Origin of the sequence: Nocardioides gansuensis (genome assembly GCF_003076135.1) — a bacterium.
In the GTDB taxonomy this organism is placed as follows: domain Bacteria; phylum Actinomycetota; class Actinomycetes; order Propionibacteriales; family Nocardioidaceae; genus Nocardioides; species Nocardioides gansuensis.
Genome location: NZ_QDGZ01000008.1, coordinates 108,074 through 124,363 on the forward strand (window position 1 = coordinate 108,074; position 16,290 = coordinate 124,363).

The following is a 16,290-nucleotide window of genomic DNA, read 5'->3' on the forward strand; positions in this document are numbered from 1 at the left end:
ATCCATGAGGACGCTGCTGATGGTCGGCACCCGCAAGGGTCTGTGGCTGGGCACCTCCGACGAGGCCCGGCTGGAATGGGAGTGGACGGGTCCGCACTTCCAGATGGAGGAGGTCTACAGCGTCCTCCTGGACAAGCGGGGGTCGACTCCGCGCATCCTCGCCGGGGCGTCGTCGAGCTGGCTCGGCCCGCAGGTGTGGCGCTCCGACGACCTCGGACAGACCTGGGAGGAGACGCCCAACGGGGCGGTGCGCTTCCCCGACGACGCGCTGCTCGCCGATGGCACCCCGGCCACCCTCGCGAGGGTCTGGCAGCTGCAGCCCGGCGCCGAGGACGGCGTGGTCTGGGCCGGCACCGAGCCCGGCGCGATCTTCAGGTCCACCGACCGCGGCGAGACCTTCGAGCTGGTGCGCGGGCTGTGGGACCACCCGCACCGCACCGAGTGGAACGAGGGCTACGGCGGGCAGGCGTTCCACACCATCCTGCCGCACCCCACCGACCCCGACTCCGTGCTGGCCGCGATCTCCACCGGCGGCGTCTATCGCACCTCCGACGGCGGCGCGACATGGGTGGCGTCCAACAAGGGGATCAAGGCCGAGTTCATGCCGGGGGAGCGGCACTACCCCGAGTTCGGCCAGTGCGTGCACAAGGTCGCGCGGCACCCCGGCAAACCGGACCAGCTGTTCCTCCAGAACCACGGGGGCGTCTACCGCTCCGACGACGGCGGCGAGTCGTGGCAGGACATCGCCCACCTGTCCGAGGATGGCGGCTTGCCGACCGAGTTTGGCTTCGCGGTGGTCGTGCACCCGCACCAGCCGGACACGGCGTACAACTTCCCGATCGCCGACGCCGGCGGCCGCTGGCCCGTCGACGGCAAGGCGCGCGTCTGGCGCACCACCGACGCGGGCGCGTCGTGGGAGCCGCTCGGTGAGGGCATGCTGCCGGACGAGTACTACGCCGCGGTGATGCGCGACGCGCTGTGCACGGACGACCACGACACCGTCGGCCTCTACTTCGGAGGCCGCAACGGGGGCGTCTGGGCCTCGGCCGACGAGGGTGAGACCTGGCGGGAGATCCACAAGGACCTGCCTGACGTGATGGTCGTGCGCGCCGCGGCCATCGACTGACTGGCTCCCGACTGGAAGGACGGCCCCGTGCCTTCGTTCTCCACAGCACGGTCGACGACGATCGCCGCCGACCCTGCCGTTGTCCACGCACTGATCGAGGACTTCCGCGCGTGGCGGAAGTGGTCGCCCTGGGAGGACCTCGACCCAGACCTCAAGCGCACCTACTCCGGCCCCGAGCGCGGTGTCGGCTCCCGCTACGAGTGGAGCGGCAACAAGAAGGCGGGCCAGGGCAGCATGGAGATCGTGGAGTCCGACCCGCCCGGATCAGGCCCCGGGCGGGTCGTGATCGACCTCGAGTTCCTCAAGCCCTTCAAGGCCCGCAACACCACCCGCTACGACCTCAAGCCGACCGGCGCCGGCACCGACGTCACCTGGACGATGTCGGGGGAGCGCAACGTGCTGATGGCCGTCGCCGGTGCCCTGTTCTTCGACAAGGCGATCGGCAAGGACTTCGAGAAGGGACTCGCCCGGCTCAAGGCTGCCGCCGAAGTCACCTGATGAACTCGAACACCTGCTTCTGGATGCCGTTGGAGTAGGCAGCGTGGTCGACCAGTCGTAGCTTCTGCGCGTCCTTGTCGGCGTCGCTGAAGAGTCGCTTCCCCGCGCCGAGGAGGAGCGGGAAGACGAGCAGGTGATAGCGGTCGACCAGGCCGGCGTCCGCGAGGGTGCGGGCCAGGGTCGCGCTGCCGTGGACGGCGATCGGCCCGCCCTCGGTCTCCTTCAGGGCTGCGACGTCGTCCAGGGAGCGGAGGATGTGCACCTCGCCCCAGCTGTGCTCGGCCTGCTCGACCGTCTTGGCCTCGAGCGTCGTGGAGACCACGTACTTCGGCATCGCGTTGTAGGTCGCGAACTCCTCCATCTTCGGCCAGACCGGCGCGAAGGCCTCATAGGAGACCCGGCCCAGCAGGAGCGCCGTGGTCTCCTCCTGCTCGGTGCCCTTGAGCTCGTAGGCCTCGGGGACGAAGTCGACAGCCTTGAAGGTCCAGCCGGAGTTGCGGTAGCCCGGCTCCCCGCCGGGTGCCTCGACGACGCCGTCGAGGGACATGAAGGCGGTGACGATGAGGGTGCGCATGGGAGTGCTCCTTGAGTGAGGGGTTCGGTCATCCTCTCCACGAATGAGGAGGGCGGGATACGACAGACCGGTTTCGGGGCTTCAGCCGGGGTCCTTCTCGACGCTAGCTTCTGGCCCGCCCAGCGGGCCAGAAGCTAGCGCCTGGCGGAGCGTGTGCGGGGGCCTGTGGACAGGGGGACGCCGAATGTCGGTCGGCCGCGCTGGGCTGGGATCCATGAGCGCCGACCACCCCACCCATCAGGACCTGGTTGATCGGCAGGACATCAGAGACCTCGCCCGCGAGCTGGCCCGCGAGCGGAGAGAAGCGCGGAGAGAAGCGCATGGAGACGCCGGGCGAGCCAGCGCCCTGAGGGCGAGACGGCCGCAGCCGCCTGCCGAGGGCGGAAGTAGGCTCGCGCCCATGAGCGCCACCCAGGACCGACCCGCGGACCGACCCGCCGCCCCGGACATCAAGCCCCGTTCCCGCGACGTCACCGACGGCCTCGAGAAGGCTGCCGCACGGGGCATGCTGCGGGCGGTCGGCATGGGCGACGACGACTGGGAGAAGCCTCAGATCGGCGTGGCGTCCAGCTGGAACGAGATCACGCCGTGCAACCTCAGCCTCGACCGGCTGGCGAAGGCCGTGAAGAACGGCGTGCACGCGGCGGGCGGCTACCCGCTCGAGTTCGGCACGATCTCGGTGTCGGACGGCATCTCGATGGGCCACGAGGGCATGCACTTCTCGCTGGTGAGCCGGGAGGTGATCGCCGATTCGGTCGAGACGGTGATGATGGCCGAGCGGCTCGACGGCTCGGTGCTGCTGGCCGGCTGCGACAAGAGCCTGCCCGGCATGCTGATGGCGGCGGCCCGCCTCGACCTCGCGAGCGTCTTCCTCTACGCCGGCTCGATCATGCCCGGCAACGTCGACGGCAAGGACGTCACGATCATCGACGCGTTCGAGGCGGTCGGGGCGTGCCTGGCCGGCAAGATCACCAGGGAGGAGGTCGACCGCATCGAGCGGGCGATCTGCCCGGGCGAGGGCGCTTGCGGCGGCATGTACACCGCCAACACCATGGCCGCCGTCGGCGAGGCGCTCGGCATGTCACTGCCGGGGAGTGCCGCCCCACCGGCCGTCGACCGCCGTCGCGACGGCTTCGCCCACAAGTCCGGCGAGGCGGTGGTCGAGCTGCTCCGTCAGGGCATCACCGCCCGCCAGATCATGACGAAGGAGGCGTTCGAGAACGCCATCACCGTGGTCATGGCGCTCGGCGGCTCCACCAACGCGGTGCTCCACCTGCTCGCGATCGCCCGCGAGGCGGAGGTCGACCTGACCCTCGATGACTTCAACCGGGTCGGCGACAAGGTGCCCCACCTGGGCGACCTCAAGCCGTTCGGCAAGTACGTCATGAACGACGTCGACAAGATCGGCGGCATCCCTGTGGTGATGAAGGCGCTGCTCGACGCCGGCCTCATGCACGGCGACTGCCTCACGGTGACGGGCAAGACCCTGGCCGAGAACCTCGCCGACATCGCCCCGCCCGGGCTGGACGACGAGGTGATCCGCAGTCTCGACCGGCCGATCCACAAGACCGGCGGCCTCACCATCCTCAAGGGCTCGCTGGCCCCCGAGGGTGCGGTCGTGAAGTCGGCCGGCTTCGACGAGTCGGTCTTCCGCGGCACTGCGCGGGTCTTCGACGGCGAGCGCGCCGCCCTGGACGCGCTCGCCGAGGGCAGGATCCTGCCTGGCGACGTGGTCGTGATCCGCTACGAGGGCCCCAAGGGCGGTCCCGGCATGCGCGAGATGCTTGCGATCACCGGCGCCATCAAGGGGGCCGGCCTCGGCAAGGACGTCCTGCTGATCACCGACGGTCGCTTCTCCGGTGGCACGACCGGGCTGTGCGTCGGGCACATCGCCCCCGAGGCTGTGGACGCCGGACCCATCGCCTTCGTCCGCGACGGCGACCAGATCACCCTCGACGTCGCCAACCGGACCCTGGAAGTCGAGCTCGCCGATGGCTCGGAGTCCTGGGAGGACCGCAAGGTCGACTGGGCACCCAACCCGCCGAAGTACACCCGCGGCGTGCTGGGCAAGTACGCCAAGGTCGTGCAGTCCGCCGCGCATGGAGCCGTGACCCAGTAGTCCAGTGACCAGTAGTCCGGTGACGCAGCGTCCGGTGACGCAGTGGATACGCTCCCGCCCATGACTGAAGGGGCACGGGGGACTGGTCGACGGCGATGGGTCGATCTGGCGGTGGTCGTCGGGCTGCTGGTGGCGAGCATGGTCTTCTCGGCCAGGCACGTCTCCGAGCACGCGTCGATGTCGCCGATCGACGAGTTCGTCTACAGCGACTACTACGCCAAGGTCCTCGACCACGGGGTGGTGCGCCAGGGCGAGAAGACAGGCCTCTTCGCTCGCCGGACGATGTCCTGCGACGGGATCCGCGTCGCCGGCCCGCCGCCGAACCAGAAGGCCTGCGGGCAGCGCAACGCCGGTGGCGAGATCTACCCGCTCGGTGGCCTGACCAGTGCGGACATCTACACGCCGGCGTACTTCCTGATCACCCGAGTGGCGGCCCAGCCGTTCGTCTGGGCCGGAGTGGGCTTCCTCGACGCCGGCCGCCTCGTCGGCGGGTTGTGGCTGGCCGCCGCGGTGATCCTGCTCTACGTCGCCCTGCGCCGGCGTGGCGTCGCACCGGCCGTCGCCGGCGGGTCCTGCCTCGTGCTGGCCGGCTCGCTGCCGGCTTACTGGGCGCACACCTACATCTCCACCGATGCCACCGCCCTGCTGGCCGGCGCCGCCATGTTCCTCCTGGCGATGGAGGCCCGTCGCAGCCGGACGCTGCCGCTCGTCCTCCTCGTCGTCGCGGCAGGAGTCTTCACCCTCTTCAAGGTGCAGAACCTCGCCGCCGTGGCGGCTGCGGCCATCTACCTCGTGCTGCTGGCGGCGTACGACGCGCGGTCGGCCGGTTCCTTCGCCGCCCGGCTGCGCGCGTGGCTGCTCGACCGTCGGCTGCTGGCGGCCGTCTCGGCCGTGGTGGTGGGAGTCGCCTGCCAGGCGGCGTGGCTGGCGGTGCGAGCCGCGCTGGCCGTCGGTGAGGTGGCCGACCACGGGGTCGGCCTGCCGTTCGAGCCGCGCTACCTCTTCACCGACGCCTTCGTGTTCCTGCCCAACGTCGCGGCCGGTGCCCTGGCTCCGGCGGTCGCGGGTCCCTACGGTGACTCGGTCTACGTGCTTACGGTGATGGTGATCATCGGCGGTGGCGTCGGCCTGCTCCTCGCCCGGTCCAGCGAGGCCTACGACCGGCTGCTGGCGCTCGCCGGGCTGCTCGGCTGCCTGCTCGCGGGGCCGGCGCTCTCGCTGGCCATCGTGGTGACGACGGGGCAGTACGTCTCCCTGCCGCCGCGCTACGGCATGTCGCTCGTGCCCTGGCTGGTGGGCTGCTTCGCCCTGCTGGTCGACGGCCGCACGCGCACCGCGCAGGTCGCGACCGTCGCGTTCGGCGCCCTCGTCTGGAGCCTGTCGCTGCTGCTCGCCGAGGCCTGAGAGAGTGGCTCCATGCCGAACGAGGTGACCCGCGGCGAGCTGACCCAGCCGTCGTACGCCGCTGCGCTGGACGCCCGGGACCCGCTGGCCGCCTGCCGTGACGAGTTCGTGGGGGCCGAGAGCCGGCTCGTCTACTTCGACGGCAACTCGCTGGGCCGTCCGCTGCGCGCCACGGCCGGCCGGCTGGCGGCGTTCGTCGAGGAGGAGTGGGGCGGCAGGCTGATCCGGGGCTGGGACGAGCGCTGGTACGACCTGCCGCTGACGCTCGGCGACGAGGTCGGTCGCGTCTGCCTCGGCGCGGCCCCGGGCCAGACGACGCTCGGCGACTCCACGACGGTGCTGCTCTACAAGCTCGTCCGCGCGGCCGTCGACGCGGCGGAGTCGACCTCCGGAAGTCGGCGTACCGAGGTCGTCCTCGACACCGACAACTTCCCGACCGACCGCTACGTGGTGGAGGGCATCGCCGAGGAGCGCGGACTCACGGTGCGCTGGATCGACGTCGACCGCACCGCCGGCGTGAACCTCGACCAGGTCCGCGAGGTCGTGGGGGAGCAGACCGCCCTGGTCCTCCTCAGCCACGTCGCCTACCGCTCCGGCCACCTCGCTGACGCCCGCGCGGTCACCGCGGCCGTCCACGACGCAGGCGCCCTCGTGCTCTGGGACCTGTGCCATTCCGTCGGCGCGGTGCCGGTCGAGCTCGACGCGTGGGGCGTGGACCTCGCGGTCGGCTGCACCTACAAGTACCTCAACGGCGGCCCGGGCTCACCGGCCTTCGCCTACGTCGCCCAGCGACACCAGGACAGGCTCATGCAGCCCATCCGCGGCTGGATGGGCCACGCCGACCCGTTCCTCATGGGTCCGGCCTACCAGCCGGCAGCGGGGATGCGCCGTTTCATCTCGGGCACCCCAGCCGTCGTCGGGATGCTCGCGATGCAGGACATGCTCGCGCTGATCGACCGGGCCGGCATGGCGGCCGTGCGCGACAAGTCGCGCCGCCTCACGTCGTACGCCGTCGACCTCGCGGACGCGAGGCTCGCCGACCTCGGTGTCACCGTCGCCTCCCCGCGCGACCCCGCCCAGCGCGGCGGCCACGTCACGCTCCAGCACGAGCGGATGCGCGAGGTGACCGCCGAGCTCTGGCGCCGCGACGTGATACCGGACTACCGGGACCCGGGGGGCCTGCGGATCGGCCTCTCGCCGCTGTCGACGTCCTTCGAGGAGGTTCGCCGCGGGCTCGAGGCCGTCCGCGAGGTGCTGCTCAGCCCCCGTTAGAGTCCGAGGTTCAGCCTCGCCAGGATCTGGTTGAGCAGGTCGCGGATCTGCGTGAGCAGGTTGCCCAGCAGACCACCGCCGGGGCCGGGGTCGAGCAGGCCGGCAATCGCGCAGAGCAGGTTGCCGAGCAGGTTGCCCGGACCGGGCGTCGCGACGATGCGGAGCTCGATCCGGCTGAGGTCGATCACCAGGCCCAGCAGGTCCAGGTGGAGCGGCCCGAGGACCAGGTGCAGGATTTCGCACACTGCCGGCTGGGCCTGGCGCGCGGAGGTGATCCGCTCGCCGTTGATCTTCTTCACCCGCATCTTCTCGATGCCGGAGAAGAGGGTCTTGCTCCCGTCGTCACCCGTGACGACGCCGTCCAGGAAGCCCTTGACCCACAGCTTGCCGTCGCGCTTGACGAACTTGATGGGTGTGAAGGAGCCGGTCACCCGGTCTCCGGTCGAGGTCTTGCCCACGACCTTGCTGATCATCTTGCCCTCTGCGGTCTTGCCGACGACCTCACGGCCGTCCCCCGCGGCAGCGGCGCTCCCCACGCCGGCGCCGACCAGTCCCACGATCATCGCGAGCGCGACGATCAGGGCGGAGGCAAGAGCACGTGTCCTCCCAGTGTTGGACATGGTTCCCTCCATCTGTCCAGGGTCGGGGACCACCCCGGCCCGCGGCTCCGCAAAGGCGCGAAGCCTCGGGACCGGTACCCACCGGGCGTAGAGGTCAGCGGCCCCGGATCCAGACGAGCTCGCCCGCCTCCCACTTCTCGGCGGCGACGTCGGCGAGCCGGTCGAGCGCGGCGCGCATCGAGCCCTCCCGGATCTCGGCGGCCTGCGCGACGCCGTACCGCTGGCCGACCGCGTTGTTCTGCTCGTCGATCCTGGAGTCCACCGGCGCGTTACGCCCGTCCTCCTGCGCGGCGGCGACCGCCTGTGCGACCTCGAGGCCGTGGCGCCCGGCGAGGTAGGCCTGCCAGATGAAGTGGCGCATCGCGTTCTGCCGCCCGGGGGTGCCGTCGTTGCGCGCGGCCGCGACACTCAGGGCGGTCGCCGACGCGGCCATCACGTCGGCGGCATCGGCGTGCGATGCGCCCGCCTTGCGGGCGGCCTGGTAGAGGGTGGGGGCACCGGTGACTGCCTTGACGGCCTTGCCGATCGAGCCGAGATCCATGCGGGCAGCCTGCCATGGTCCGACACGAGCAGCCATGATCGGAGCATGAGCATCCGCGTCCCACGGCCACTCCGCCCCGGCGACCGCATCGGCGTCACCTCTCCGTCCAGCGGCGTGGGCGGCGAGGCGGCGGCGCGGATCGACTTCTGCGTCGACTGGCTCAGCCGGCACGGGTACGACGTGGTGGTCGGCGCCTGCATGGACGGCACCCGCCACGTCTCGGCGCCGAAGGAGCAGCGGGCCGCCGAGCTGACCGCGATGCTGACCGATCCCGACGTGCGCGCCGTGGTGCCGCCGTGGGGCGGGGAGACCGGGATCGACCTGATCGACCTGCTGGACTACGACGCGATCGCGGCCGCCGAGCCGACCTGGCTGGTCGGCTACTCGGACTCCTCGACCTACATGCTGCCGCTGCTGCTGCGCGCCGGGCTCGCCACCATCCACGGCGACAACCTCGCGGACACGCCGTACGTCGTCCCCGACGGGCTGGTGCACTGGCTCGACGTGGCGCATGCCCTCGGGCCGGTGACCCAGCGCGACTCGGGCCTGGTCGCCGACTGGGTGCCGTTCGAGGAGGACAGCCGGGCGACCTCGTGGAAGCGGGTGGGCACGGGCGTCTGGTCGGTGCTCGGCGGCGGGTCGGCGGCCGCGAGCGGGATCCTCGTGGGTGGCTGCCTGGACACGGTCGCCAGCCTGGCCGGGACGCCCTACGGCGACGTGCCGGCCTTCGCCGCCGAGCACGGCGACCTGCTCGTCTTCCTGGAGGCCTGCGAGTACGGCGCCTTCGACGTCTGCCGGATGCTGCACGGGCTGCGGCTGGCCGGCCGGTTCGACTCCGCGGCCGCCGTGCTCATCGGAAGGACCGCCGCCCCCGATGCCGCGGGGTTCACCCAGCGCGACGCGGTGGCAGACGCCCTGGGCTCCCTCGACGTCCCTGTCGTGCTGGACCTGGAGATCGGGCACGTCCCGCCCCACCTGCCGCTGGTACTCGGCGCCCGAGCCGAGGTGGTGGTCGACGGCGACAGGCGCGAGATCACGCAGTGGATCCAGCCGCAGGGCGTGGAACAGTGAGCCCATGGACCAGCGAGTGAGCTTCGTGACCCTGGCCGTGCGCGACCTGGCGGCGTCGCGCGCGTTCTACCTCGACGGCCTCGGGTGGCAGCCCGAGCTCGACGTGCCGGGGGAGGTGCTGATGTTCCGGGTGGCCGAGAAGGTCGTGCTGTCGCTCTGGGACGAGCGCGCCTTCCAGGCGGAGGTCGGCGCGCCGCCCGCACGCGGCGGAGTCCCTCCGGTCACCCTGGCGCACAACCTCGCCACGAAGGACGGCGTCGACCGGGTGCTCGAGCAGGCCCGCGTCGCCGGCGCCGCCGACGTGGGGCGGGCGCAGGAGCGCGACTGGGGCGGCTACACGGGCTACTTCTCGGACCCCGACGGCTTCCGCTGGGAGATCGCCTTCAATCCCGGCGAGATCGGTCAGTCCGTGCTGCCGTGACCTCGACGCTGTCGGTGCCCGGTGGCAAGGTGGCAGCCATGAGCGATCCGAAGCAGAAGCTGACCGCAGAGGAAGTCAGGAAGGCGGGGCTCGACGACTGGCGCCAGGTCCTGGGCACCCTCCAGGCGCGCTTCGACACCCGTGACTTCGCCACCGGCCTGGCACTGGTCGACCGCATCGGGGCGGCGGCGGAGGAGATGGACCACCACCCGGACATCACCCTCACCTACCCGATGGTCAAGGTCACCCTGTCCAGCCACGACGTCGGCGGCATCACGTCGCGTGACATCGAGCTGGGGCGGCAGATCAGCGCCTTCGCGGCGGAGGCGGGCGTGGTGGCCAACACCTCGGGCCTGACCCAGGTGGAGTGGGGGCTCGACACCCCCGACGACGGCTCGGAAGTCGTGGAGTTCTGGGCTGCGCTGACCGGCGCGAAGGTCGACGACGGCGAGGTGAGCGACCCGACCCGCCAGGCCCCGGCCATCTGGTTCCAGGAGCGCGCCCCGGCCTACGAGCGCGGCCCCGACGACGTGGAGCAGCGGTGGCACCCCGACGTGTGGGTCGCCCACGACGAGGCGCAGGCCCGCATCGACGCAGCCCTCGCGGCGGGCGGCTCGATGGTCGACGACTCGCACGCGCCGTCCTACTGGGTGCTCGCCGACCGGCAGGGCAACCGCGCCTGCATCTGCACGCCCGAGCAGCGGGGGTGACGACGCGGTCGCCCCTCACATGCTGGGACCGCCGTACCGGATGTTGGGACGAGTGACAGACTGGGTTGACGCCGGAACGCCCCGGCGGCGACGGTTGGCGCATGCGCTTCGACATTCTCGTACGCAGGCGACGCGTGAGCTGAGGCCCCACGGCCCGCTGCACACGCGTCATCCCCTCGTCGCCCATCCGGGTCGGGGGGCTTTTTTATTGAATCGGCACTGTTGTTGCCAGGACCATTGAGCACAGCACGACTGAGGAACGGATTGCGATGACGGAGATCACCGGCGCACAGAGCCTGATCAAGTCCCTCGAGGCCGCGGGCGTGGAGGACATCTTCGGCATCCCCGGCGGCGCCATCCTCCCGGCGTACGACCCCCTCATGGACTCCACGCGCATCCGCCACATCCTGGTGCGCCACGAGCAGGGCGCGGGCCACGCCGCTCAGGGGTACGCCGCGGCGACCGGCCGCGTGGGGGTGTGCATGGCCACGTCCGGCCCCGGCGCGACCAACCTGGTCACGCCGCTCGCCGACGCCCACATGGACTCCGTCCCGCTGGTGGCGATCACGGGCCAGGTCGGTGCCAGCATGATCGGCACCGACGCCTTCCAGGAGGCGGACATCCGGGGCATCACGATGCCGATCACCAAGCACAACTTCCTGGTCACCAACCCCGACGACATCCCGCGGACCGTGGCGGAGGCCTTCCACATCGCCTCCACCGGCCGTCCCGGCCCGGTGCTGGTCGACGTTGCGAAGTCGGCGCTGCAGGCGAAGACGTCCTTCGTGTGGCCGACCGAGCTGCAACTGCCCGGCTACCGCCCGGTGACCAAGCCGCACAGCAAGCAGATCCGGGAGGCGGCCCGGCTGATCCTCGAGTCCCGGCGCCCCGTGCTCTACGTCGGTGGCGGCACCATCCGCTCGGGCGCGTCCGCCGAGCTCGCCGAGCTGGCCGCCTTCACCGGCATGCCGGTGGTCACCACGCTGATGGCCCGCGGCGCCTTCCCCGACAGCCACCCCCAGCACCTCGGGATGCCGGGCATGCACGGCACCGTCGCCGCGGTCGCGGGCCTGCAGAAGAGCGACCTGATCATCAGCCTCGGCGCGCGCTTCGACGACCGGGTCACCGGCAACCTCGACTCCTTTGCGCCCGGCGCGAAGGTCATCCACGCCGACATCGACCCGGCTGAGATCGGCAAGAACCGCTTCACCGACGTGCCGATCGTCGGTGACGTCAAGGAGGTCCTCGTCGACCTGCTGGCCCTGCTGCGCACGCTCGCTGCGGACGGCCACACCGGCGACTACGAGGCCTGGGTCGAGTTCCTCGCCGGGGTGAAGCAGAAGTATCCCGTCGGCTACGACACCCCTGCCGACGGCTCGCTCGCCCCTCAGTACGTCCTCGAGCGGCTCAGCAAGATCGCCGGGCCCGACGCCATCTACTGCGCCGGCGTCGGCCAGCACCAGATGTGGGCCGCCCACTTCGTGCGCTACGAGAAGCCGAACACCTGGCTCAACTCCGGCGGCCTCGGCACGATGGGGTACGCCGTGCCCGCGGCGATGGGCGCGAAGGTCGGCCGCCCCGAGGCGACCGTATGGGCGGTCGACGGCGACGGGTGCTTCCAGATGACCAACCAGGAGCTCGCCACCTGCGCGATCAACGACATCCCGATCAAGGTCGCGGTCATCAACAACGAGTCGCTCGGCATGGTTCGCCAGTGGCAGACGCTGTTCTACAACGAGCGCTACTCCAACACCGACCTCCACTCCAAACGCATCCCCGACTTCGTCAAGCTGGCCGAGGCCTACGGCTGCGTGGGCCTGGCCTGCGACAGCCCCGACGCCGTGGACGCCACGATCGAGAAGGCGATGGCGATCGACGACCAGCCGGTCGTGGTGGACTTCCGGGTCCACCGGGACGCGATGGTGTGGCCGATGGTGGCCGCCGGCACCAGCAACGACGACATCAAGTATGCGCGCGACCTGGCGCCCGAGTTCGACGAGGACGATCTGTGATGTCCAAGCACACCCTGTCCGTCCTGGTGGAGAACAAGCCGGGCGTCCTGGCCCGGATCGCCGGCCTGTTCAGCCGCCGCGGCTTCAACATCGACAGCCTCGCTGTCGGCCCGACCGAGCACCCCGAGGTCTCGCGGATGACCATCGTGGTCAACGTCGAGGAATCGCCGCTCGAGCAGGTCACCAAGCAGCTCAACAAGCTCGTCGAGGTCCTCAAGATTGTCGAGCTCGACGGCGCCGCCTCGGTGCGGCGTGAGCTGCTCCTGGTCAAGGTGAAGGCCGACGCGACGACGCGCGGCGTCGTACTGGACGCGGTGCAGCTGTTCCGTGCCAAGGTCGTCGACGTCTCGCCCGACGCGGTGACCATCCAGGCCGTCGGCAACGCCGACAAGCTCGCCGACCTGCTGCGCGTGCTGGAGCCCCTCGGCATCCGCGAGCTCGTGCAGTCGGGCATGGTGGCCATCGGCCGCGGCTCCCGCTCGATCAGCGAGCGGCCGCTGCGTCCGGTCGTCGTCCCCGCCCCGCCGTCCGCCATCGGCTAGACCCACCCAGACAACCCAGAGTCACACGACAAGAAGGAGAGCCCCCAGTGGCTGAGATTTTCTACGACGACGACGCCGACCTGTCCCTGATCCAGGGCAAGAGCGTCGCGGTCATCGGCTACGGCAGCCAGGGCCACGCCCACGCCCTCAACCTGCGCGACTCCGGCGTGGACGTCCGCGTCGGCCTGCCGGAGGGCTCGAAGAGCCGCCCGAAGGCCGAGGACGAGGGCCTGCGTGTGCTGACCCCGGCCGAGGCCGTGGAGGAGGCCGACGTCATCGTCGTCCTCGCGCCCGACCAGGTGCAGCGCCACCTCTACAAGGAGTCGATCGAGCCGCACCTCACCGAGGGCGACACGCTGGTCTTCGGCCACGGCTTCAACATCCGCTTCGGCTACATCGAGCCGCCGGCCGGTGTCGACGTGATCCTGGTGGCTCCGAAGGCGCCCGGCCACACGGTGCGCCGCGAGTATGTCGCGGGCCGCGGCATCCCGGACATCATCGCCGTCGAGCAGGACGCGTCGGGCACCGCGTGGGAGCTGGCGAAGTCCTACGCCAAGGCGATCGGCGGCACCCGCGCCGGCGTCATCAAGACCACCTTCACCGAGGAGACCGAGACCGACCTGTTCGGCGAGCAGGCCGTCCTCTGCGGTGGCGTCTCCCACCTGGTGCAGGCCGGCTTCGAGACCCTCACCGAGGCGGGCTACCAGCCCGAGATCGCCTACTTCGAGGTGCTGCACGAGCTCAAGCTGATCGTCGACCTGATGTGGGAGGGCGGCATCGCCAAGCAGCGCTGGTCGGTCTCCGACACGGCCGAGTACGGCGACTACGTCTCGGGCCCGCGGGTGATCACCCCGCAGGTCAAGGATTCCATGAAGGCGATCCTCACCGACATCCAGGACGGCTCCTTCGCCAAGCGCTTCATCGACGACCAGGACAACGGCGCCGCCGAGTTCCTCAAGCTGCGCGAGGAGGAGGCCGGCCACTCGATCGAGGCCACCGGCCGCCTGCTGCGCTCCCACTTCGCGTGGAAGCAGGAGGACTCCGACTACACCGAGGGCTCCGCCGCCCGCTGACCCTCGCCTGACCCGCGACACCCCCGGCTCCGGTGGAGCCGGGGGTGTCGGCGCTTCGTGGCAGGGTTGCGCACATGGCCCACCCACAGCTACGCAGCGTCGTCCTCGACACCACCGACGTGCCCCGGCTCGCGGAGTTCTACCGCCTGCTGCTGGGGTGGTCCTACCCCGAGGGCTACGACATCGAGGAGTTCACCGACTGGCGCGCGATCGTCGGGCCGGCCGGTCAGCGGCTCGCGTTCCAGGAGGTCGAGGAGCTGCCACCGACCACCTGGCCCTCAGCCGAGATCCCCCAGCAGGTGCACCTCGACCTGGTGGTCGACTCCCGGGCCGACCTGGAGGAGAGCCACCAGCGCGCGCTCGAGCTCGGAGCTGTCGTGCGACTCGACCGGTCCGACGACCCGGAGGAGCCGCTGCGGGTCTACGCCGACCCGGCCGGCCACACCTTCTGCCTGTTCACCCACGACGCGGGCTGACCGGGCACCGGGGCCTACTTGACCTCCGACCTCAACACCAGACGCAGGCCGATGGCCAGGGGCAGCACGATCCAGAGCCCCGAGGTGATCGCGAGCTGGGTCCACTCCTGGGTGGTGAGCGTGCTGTCGAAGAGCAGGAAGCGGGTCGCGTTGAGGTCGAACCAGCCGGCGTTCTCGGCCCACCATTGCTGGCTGGAGGCCAGGGCGCTGGAGAGTCCGGGCAGCACCAGGTTGACCACGAAGTAGCCGACCACGGCCGCCGGCGAGCTGCGGAGGAGCAGCCCGAGCGCGAAACCGAGCATCATGCCCAGCTCGTTGGCCAGCACGATCTGGCTGAAGGTCCCGGCGGTGATGTCCCAGACCGCTTCGTTGCCGGTGATCGCGGCTGTCACCAGGTTGCCGAGCGCGCCGATCGCGAGGGCGACCAGCATCGAGAGCGCGCCGATCGCGAGCACGTTGACGGCCTTGGCGCCGATCACCCGGGGCCGGCTGGGCACCAGGGTGAACGTCGTCAGCGCCGTCCGCTGGCTCCACTCGCTGGTGACGGCCAGGACGCCGATGATCGGCAGCACGATCGACATCGGGCTGCCGACGGCTGCCGCGAAGGAGTCGAAGCTGAGCGTCTCGCGGTCGCCGAGCAGCACCGTGAGCGCCGTGGCGATCACGGAGGCCACGACGATGCTGGCCATCAGCCAGAACCCGGAGCGGGTGTCGAACATCTTGCGCAGCTCGACGAGGAGCACGCGGCGGAACGGGATCGGCGCCGGCTCTGCGCGCGGGGGGCGCGCTTGCGTGGCGACGGTCGGGTCGAGGGTGAGGGTGCTCATGCTGCCTGTCCTTCGTCGGAGTGGTCTGCCAGGTCGTTGCCCAGCCCGTCGCGCTGGGTGGAGGCGGTGAGCTCGAGGAACATCTCCTCGAGGCGGGCGCCGTCGGCGGCGCGCAGCTCGGTGACGGCGATGCCGGCGGCGTACGCCGTGCGCCCCACGTCGGCGGGCTCGGCGGCGACGAGGAGGGCGTCCCCGGCGGCGGTGGCCTCGAGCCCCACGGCGTCGAGGGCGCGGGCCAGGGCGGCGAGGTCGTCGGCGCGGACCAGGGTCTCGCCGCTGGCGAGCAGCGCGTCCTTCGTCCCCTCGGCGACGATCCGGCCGTGGCCGATGACGACGAGGTCGTCTGCGATGACCTCGATCTCGTGCAGGAGGTGCGAGGAGAGCAGCACCGTGCCGCCGTCGTCCGCGAAGCCGCGGAGCAGGTCGCGCATCCAGCGGATGCCGGCCGGGTCGAGGCCGTTGGCCGGCTCGTCGAGGATGAGCACCTCGGGGTCGCCGAGCAGCGCCGTGGCGATGCCCAGTCGCTGCCGCATGCCGAGCGAGTAGTGGCGGACCCGGCGGCCCGCCTCCTCCTCGGTGAGCCCGACGAGCGCGAGCATCTCGTCGACGCGGGTCGACGGGAGGCCCATCGTCAGGGCGGCGATGCGCAGGATCTCGCGACCGGTGCGTCCGGCGTGCTGGGCCGAGGCGTCGAGCAGGACGCCGACCTCCCGGGCCGGGTTGGGCAGCTCGGCGAAGCGGCGACCGAGGATGGTGGCGCGGCCGGAGGTGGGCTCGGTGAGCCCGACCATGACCCGCATGGTGGTGGACTTTCCGGCGCCGTTGGGGCCCAGGAAGCCGGTGACCCGGCCGGGCCGGGCGATGAAGGAGACGTCGTCGACGGCCGTGAAGCCGCCGTACGCCCGGGTGAGTGACTCGACTGTGATCATGGGCCTCACCCTCGCCCGGGCGCGCCCACCCGCACATCGGGGAAGCCACCCGCGCCTGCCCCCGCAGATCCCTGA

At 71.1% G+C, this 16,290-nt stretch carries 17 protein-coding genes; 12 read left to right on the top strand and 5 right to left on the bottom strand.

The window, feature by feature from the left end; genetic code table 11:
* Positions 1 to 4: 4 nt before the first annotated feature.
* Both DDE18_RS18135 and DDE18_RS18140 read left to right on the top strand, forming a co-directional pair.
* A complete protein-coding gene (locus tag DDE18_RS18135; protein WP_116573691.1) occupies positions 5 to 1,126 on the top strand; it encodes a WD40/YVTN/BNR-like repeat-containing protein in 1,122 nt (373 codons plus the stop codon).
* A 27-nt stretch (positions 1,127 to 1,153) separates the two neighbouring features.
* Entirely contained in the window at positions 1,154 to 1,624 is a 471-nt protein-coding gene (locus tag DDE18_RS18140) for an SRPBCC family protein (RefSeq protein ID WP_116573692.1), read from the top strand.
* On the opposite strand, the gene DDE18_RS18145 is transcribed toward DDE18_RS18140, so the two are convergent.
* Positions 1,617 to 2,198 (bottom strand): dihydrofolate reductase family protein, encoded by a 582-nt coding sequence (locus DDE18_RS18145; protein WP_116573693.1) that lies wholly within the window; start codon positions 2,196 to 2,198, stop codon positions 1,617 to 1,619. The two genes, DDE18_RS18140 and DDE18_RS18145, sit on opposite strands and share 8 nt — an antisense overlap.
* 400 nt (positions 2,199 to 2,598) lie before the next feature.
* Here DDE18_RS18145 and ilvD point away from each other — a divergent pair, with 400 nt between their 5' ends.
* From ilvD to kynU, 3 genes are read left to right on the top strand one after another with little or no spacing between them, the layout of a single operon-like run.
* Positions 2,599 to 4,317, top strand: coding sequence for a dihydroxy-acid dehydratase (ilvD, locus tag DDE18_RS18150; RefSeq protein ID WP_116573694.1), 1,719 nt, complete (start codon positions 2,599 to 2,601; stop codon positions 4,315 to 4,317).
* 60 nt (positions 4,318 to 4,377) lie between these two features.
* Positions 4,378 to 5,721, top strand: coding sequence for a hypothetical protein (locus tag DDE18_RS18155; RefSeq protein WP_133241265.1), 1,344 nt, complete (start codon positions 4,378 to 4,380; stop codon positions 5,719 to 5,721).
* Positions 5,722 to 5,733: 12 nt separating this feature from the next.
* Positions 5,734 to 6,993, top strand: a complete 1,260-nt coding sequence (gene kynU, locus DDE18_RS18160) for a kynureninase (RefSeq protein WP_116573696.1) — start codon at positions 5,734 to 5,736, stop codon at positions 6,991 to 6,993.
* Here kynU and DDE18_RS18165 read toward each other — a convergent pair.
* Both DDE18_RS18165 and DDE18_RS18170 read right to left on the bottom strand, forming a co-directional pair.
* Positions 6,990 to 7,613: a hypothetical protein gene (locus DDE18_RS18165; protein ID WP_116573697.1), complete on the bottom strand. Its 624-nt coding sequence runs from the start codon at positions 7,611 to 7,613 to the stop codon at positions 6,990 to 6,992. The genes kynU and DDE18_RS18165 overlap by 4 nt on opposite strands.
* A gap of 94 nt (positions 7,614 to 7,707) precedes the next feature.
* The gene (locus DDE18_RS18170; RefSeq protein ID WP_133241266.1) at positions 7,708 to 8,190 is read right to left on the bottom strand and encodes a DUF6973 domain-containing protein; all 483 of its coding nucleotides are present in this window, start codon (positions 8,188 to 8,190) and stop codon (positions 7,708 to 7,710) included.
* A gap of 9 nt (positions 8,191 to 8,199) precedes the next feature.
* Between DDE18_RS18170 and DDE18_RS18175 the strand changes: the two genes are divergently transcribed.
* From DDE18_RS18175 to DDE18_RS18205, 7 genes are all read left to right on the top strand, one after another.
* Positions 8,200 to 9,225: a S66 family peptidase gene (locus DDE18_RS18175; RefSeq protein WP_116573699.1), complete on the top strand. Its 1,026-nt coding sequence runs from the start codon at positions 8,200 to 8,202 to the stop codon at positions 9,223 to 9,225.
* A 4-nt stretch (positions 9,226 to 9,229) separates the two neighbouring features.
* Complete coding sequence (locus DDE18_RS18180; protein WP_116573700.1) at positions 9,230 to 9,646, top strand: VOC family protein; 417 nt, start codon at positions 9,230 to 9,232, stop codon at positions 9,644 to 9,646.
* Positions 9,647 to 9,684: 38 nt separating this feature from the next.
* Entirely contained in the window at positions 9,685 to 10,356 is a 672-nt protein-coding gene (locus DDE18_RS18185) for a 4a-hydroxytetrahydrobiopterin dehydratase (protein WP_116573766.1), read from the top strand.
* 269 nt (positions 10,357 to 10,625) lie between these two features.
* Positions 10,626 to 12,368 (top strand): acetolactate synthase large subunit, encoded by a 1,743-nt coding sequence (locus tag DDE18_RS18190; protein WP_116573701.1) that lies wholly within the window; start codon positions 10,626 to 10,628, stop codon positions 12,366 to 12,368.
* On the top strand, positions 12,368 to 12,910 hold the full coding sequence (ilvN, locus tag DDE18_RS18195) for an acetolactate synthase small subunit (protein WP_116573702.1): 543 nt from the start codon (positions 12,368 to 12,370) through the stop codon (positions 12,908 to 12,910). Before DDE18_RS18190 ends, ilvN begins: the two co-directional genes overlap by 1 nt.
* Before the next feature lie 47 nt (positions 12,911 to 12,957).
* Entirely contained in the window at positions 12,958 to 13,983 is a 1,026-nt protein-coding gene (gene ilvC, locus DDE18_RS18200) for a ketol-acid reductoisomerase (RefSeq protein WP_116573703.1), read from the top strand.
* Positions 13,984 to 14,057: 74 nt separating this feature from the next.
* A complete protein-coding gene (locus DDE18_RS18205; RefSeq protein WP_116573704.1) occupies positions 14,058 to 14,459 on the top strand; it encodes a VOC family protein in 402 nt (133 codons plus the stop codon).
* A 14-nt stretch (positions 14,460 to 14,473) separates the two neighbouring features.
* Here the strand turns inward: DDE18_RS18205 and DDE18_RS18210 are convergent, their stop codons facing one another.
* Positions 14,474 to 15,286 (bottom strand): ABC-2 transporter permease, encoded by an 813-nt coding sequence (locus tag DDE18_RS18210; RefSeq protein ID WP_116573705.1) that lies wholly within the window; start codon positions 15,284 to 15,286, stop codon positions 14,474 to 14,476.
* A complete protein-coding gene (locus DDE18_RS18215) occupies positions 15,283 to 16,215 on the bottom strand; it encodes an ABC transporter ATP-binding protein (RefSeq protein ID WP_170313297.1) in 933 nt (310 codons plus the stop codon). The genes DDE18_RS18210 and DDE18_RS18215 overlap by 4 nt, the downstream gene beginning before the upstream one ends.
* Between the last annotated feature and the right edge of the window lie 75 nt (positions 16,216 to 16,290).

Excerpts from the sequence above, each read along its gene's own strand:
- DDE18_RS18135 (WP_116573691.1), top strand. The coding sequence starts at position 5 with ATGAGGACGCTGCTGATGGTCGGCACCCGCAAGGGTCTGTGGCTGGGC.
- DDE18_RS18145 (WP_116573693.1), bottom strand. The coding sequence starts at position 2,198 with ATGCGCACCCTCATCGTCACCGCCTTCATGTCCCTCGACGGCGTCGTC.
- ilvD (WP_116573694.1), top strand. The coding sequence starts at position 2,599 with ATGAGCGCCACCCAGGACCGACCCGCGGACCGACCCGCCGCCCCGGAC.
- DDE18_RS18155 (WP_133241265.1), top strand. The coding sequence starts at position 4,378 with ATGACTGAAGGGGCACGGGGGACTGGTCGACGGCGATGGGTCGATCTG.
- kynU (WP_116573696.1), top strand. The coding sequence starts at position 5,734 with ATGCCGAACGAGGTGACCCGCGGCGAGCTGACCCAGCCGTCGTACGCC.
- DDE18_RS18165 (WP_116573697.1), bottom strand. The coding sequence starts at position 7,613 with ATGTCCAACACTGGGAGGACACGTGCTCTTGCCTCCGCCCTGATCGTC.
- DDE18_RS18170 (WP_133241266.1), bottom strand. The coding sequence starts at position 8,190 with ATGGCTGCTCGTGTCGGACCATGGCAGGCTGCCCGCATGGATCTCGGC.
- DDE18_RS18175 (WP_116573699.1), top strand. The coding sequence starts at position 8,200 with ATGAGCATCCGCGTCCCACGGCCACTCCGCCCCGGCGACCGCATCGGC.
- DDE18_RS18180 (WP_116573700.1), top strand. The coding sequence starts at position 9,230 with ATGGACCAGCGAGTGAGCTTCGTGACCCTGGCCGTGCGCGACCTGGCG.
- DDE18_RS18185 (WP_116573766.1), top strand. The coding sequence starts at position 9,685 with ATGAGCGATCCGAAGCAGAAGCTGACCGCAGAGGAAGTCAGGAAGGCG.
- DDE18_RS18190 (WP_116573701.1), top strand. The coding sequence starts at position 10,626 with ATGACGGAGATCACCGGCGCACAGAGCCTGATCAAGTCCCTCGAGGCC.
- ilvN (WP_116573702.1), top strand. The coding sequence starts at position 12,368 with ATGTCCAAGCACACCCTGTCCGTCCTGGTGGAGAACAAGCCGGGCGTC.
- DDE18_RS18205 (WP_116573704.1), top strand. The coding sequence starts at position 14,058 with ATGGCCCACCCACAGCTACGCAGCGTCGTCCTCGACACCACCGACGTG.
- DDE18_RS18210 (WP_116573705.1), bottom strand. The coding sequence starts at position 15,286 with ATGAGCACCCTCACCCTCGACCCGACCGTCGCCACGCAAGCGCGCCCC.
- DDE18_RS18215 (WP_170313297.1), bottom strand. The coding sequence starts at position 16,215 with ATGATCACAGTCGAGTCACTCACCCGGGCGTACGGCGGCTTCACGGCC.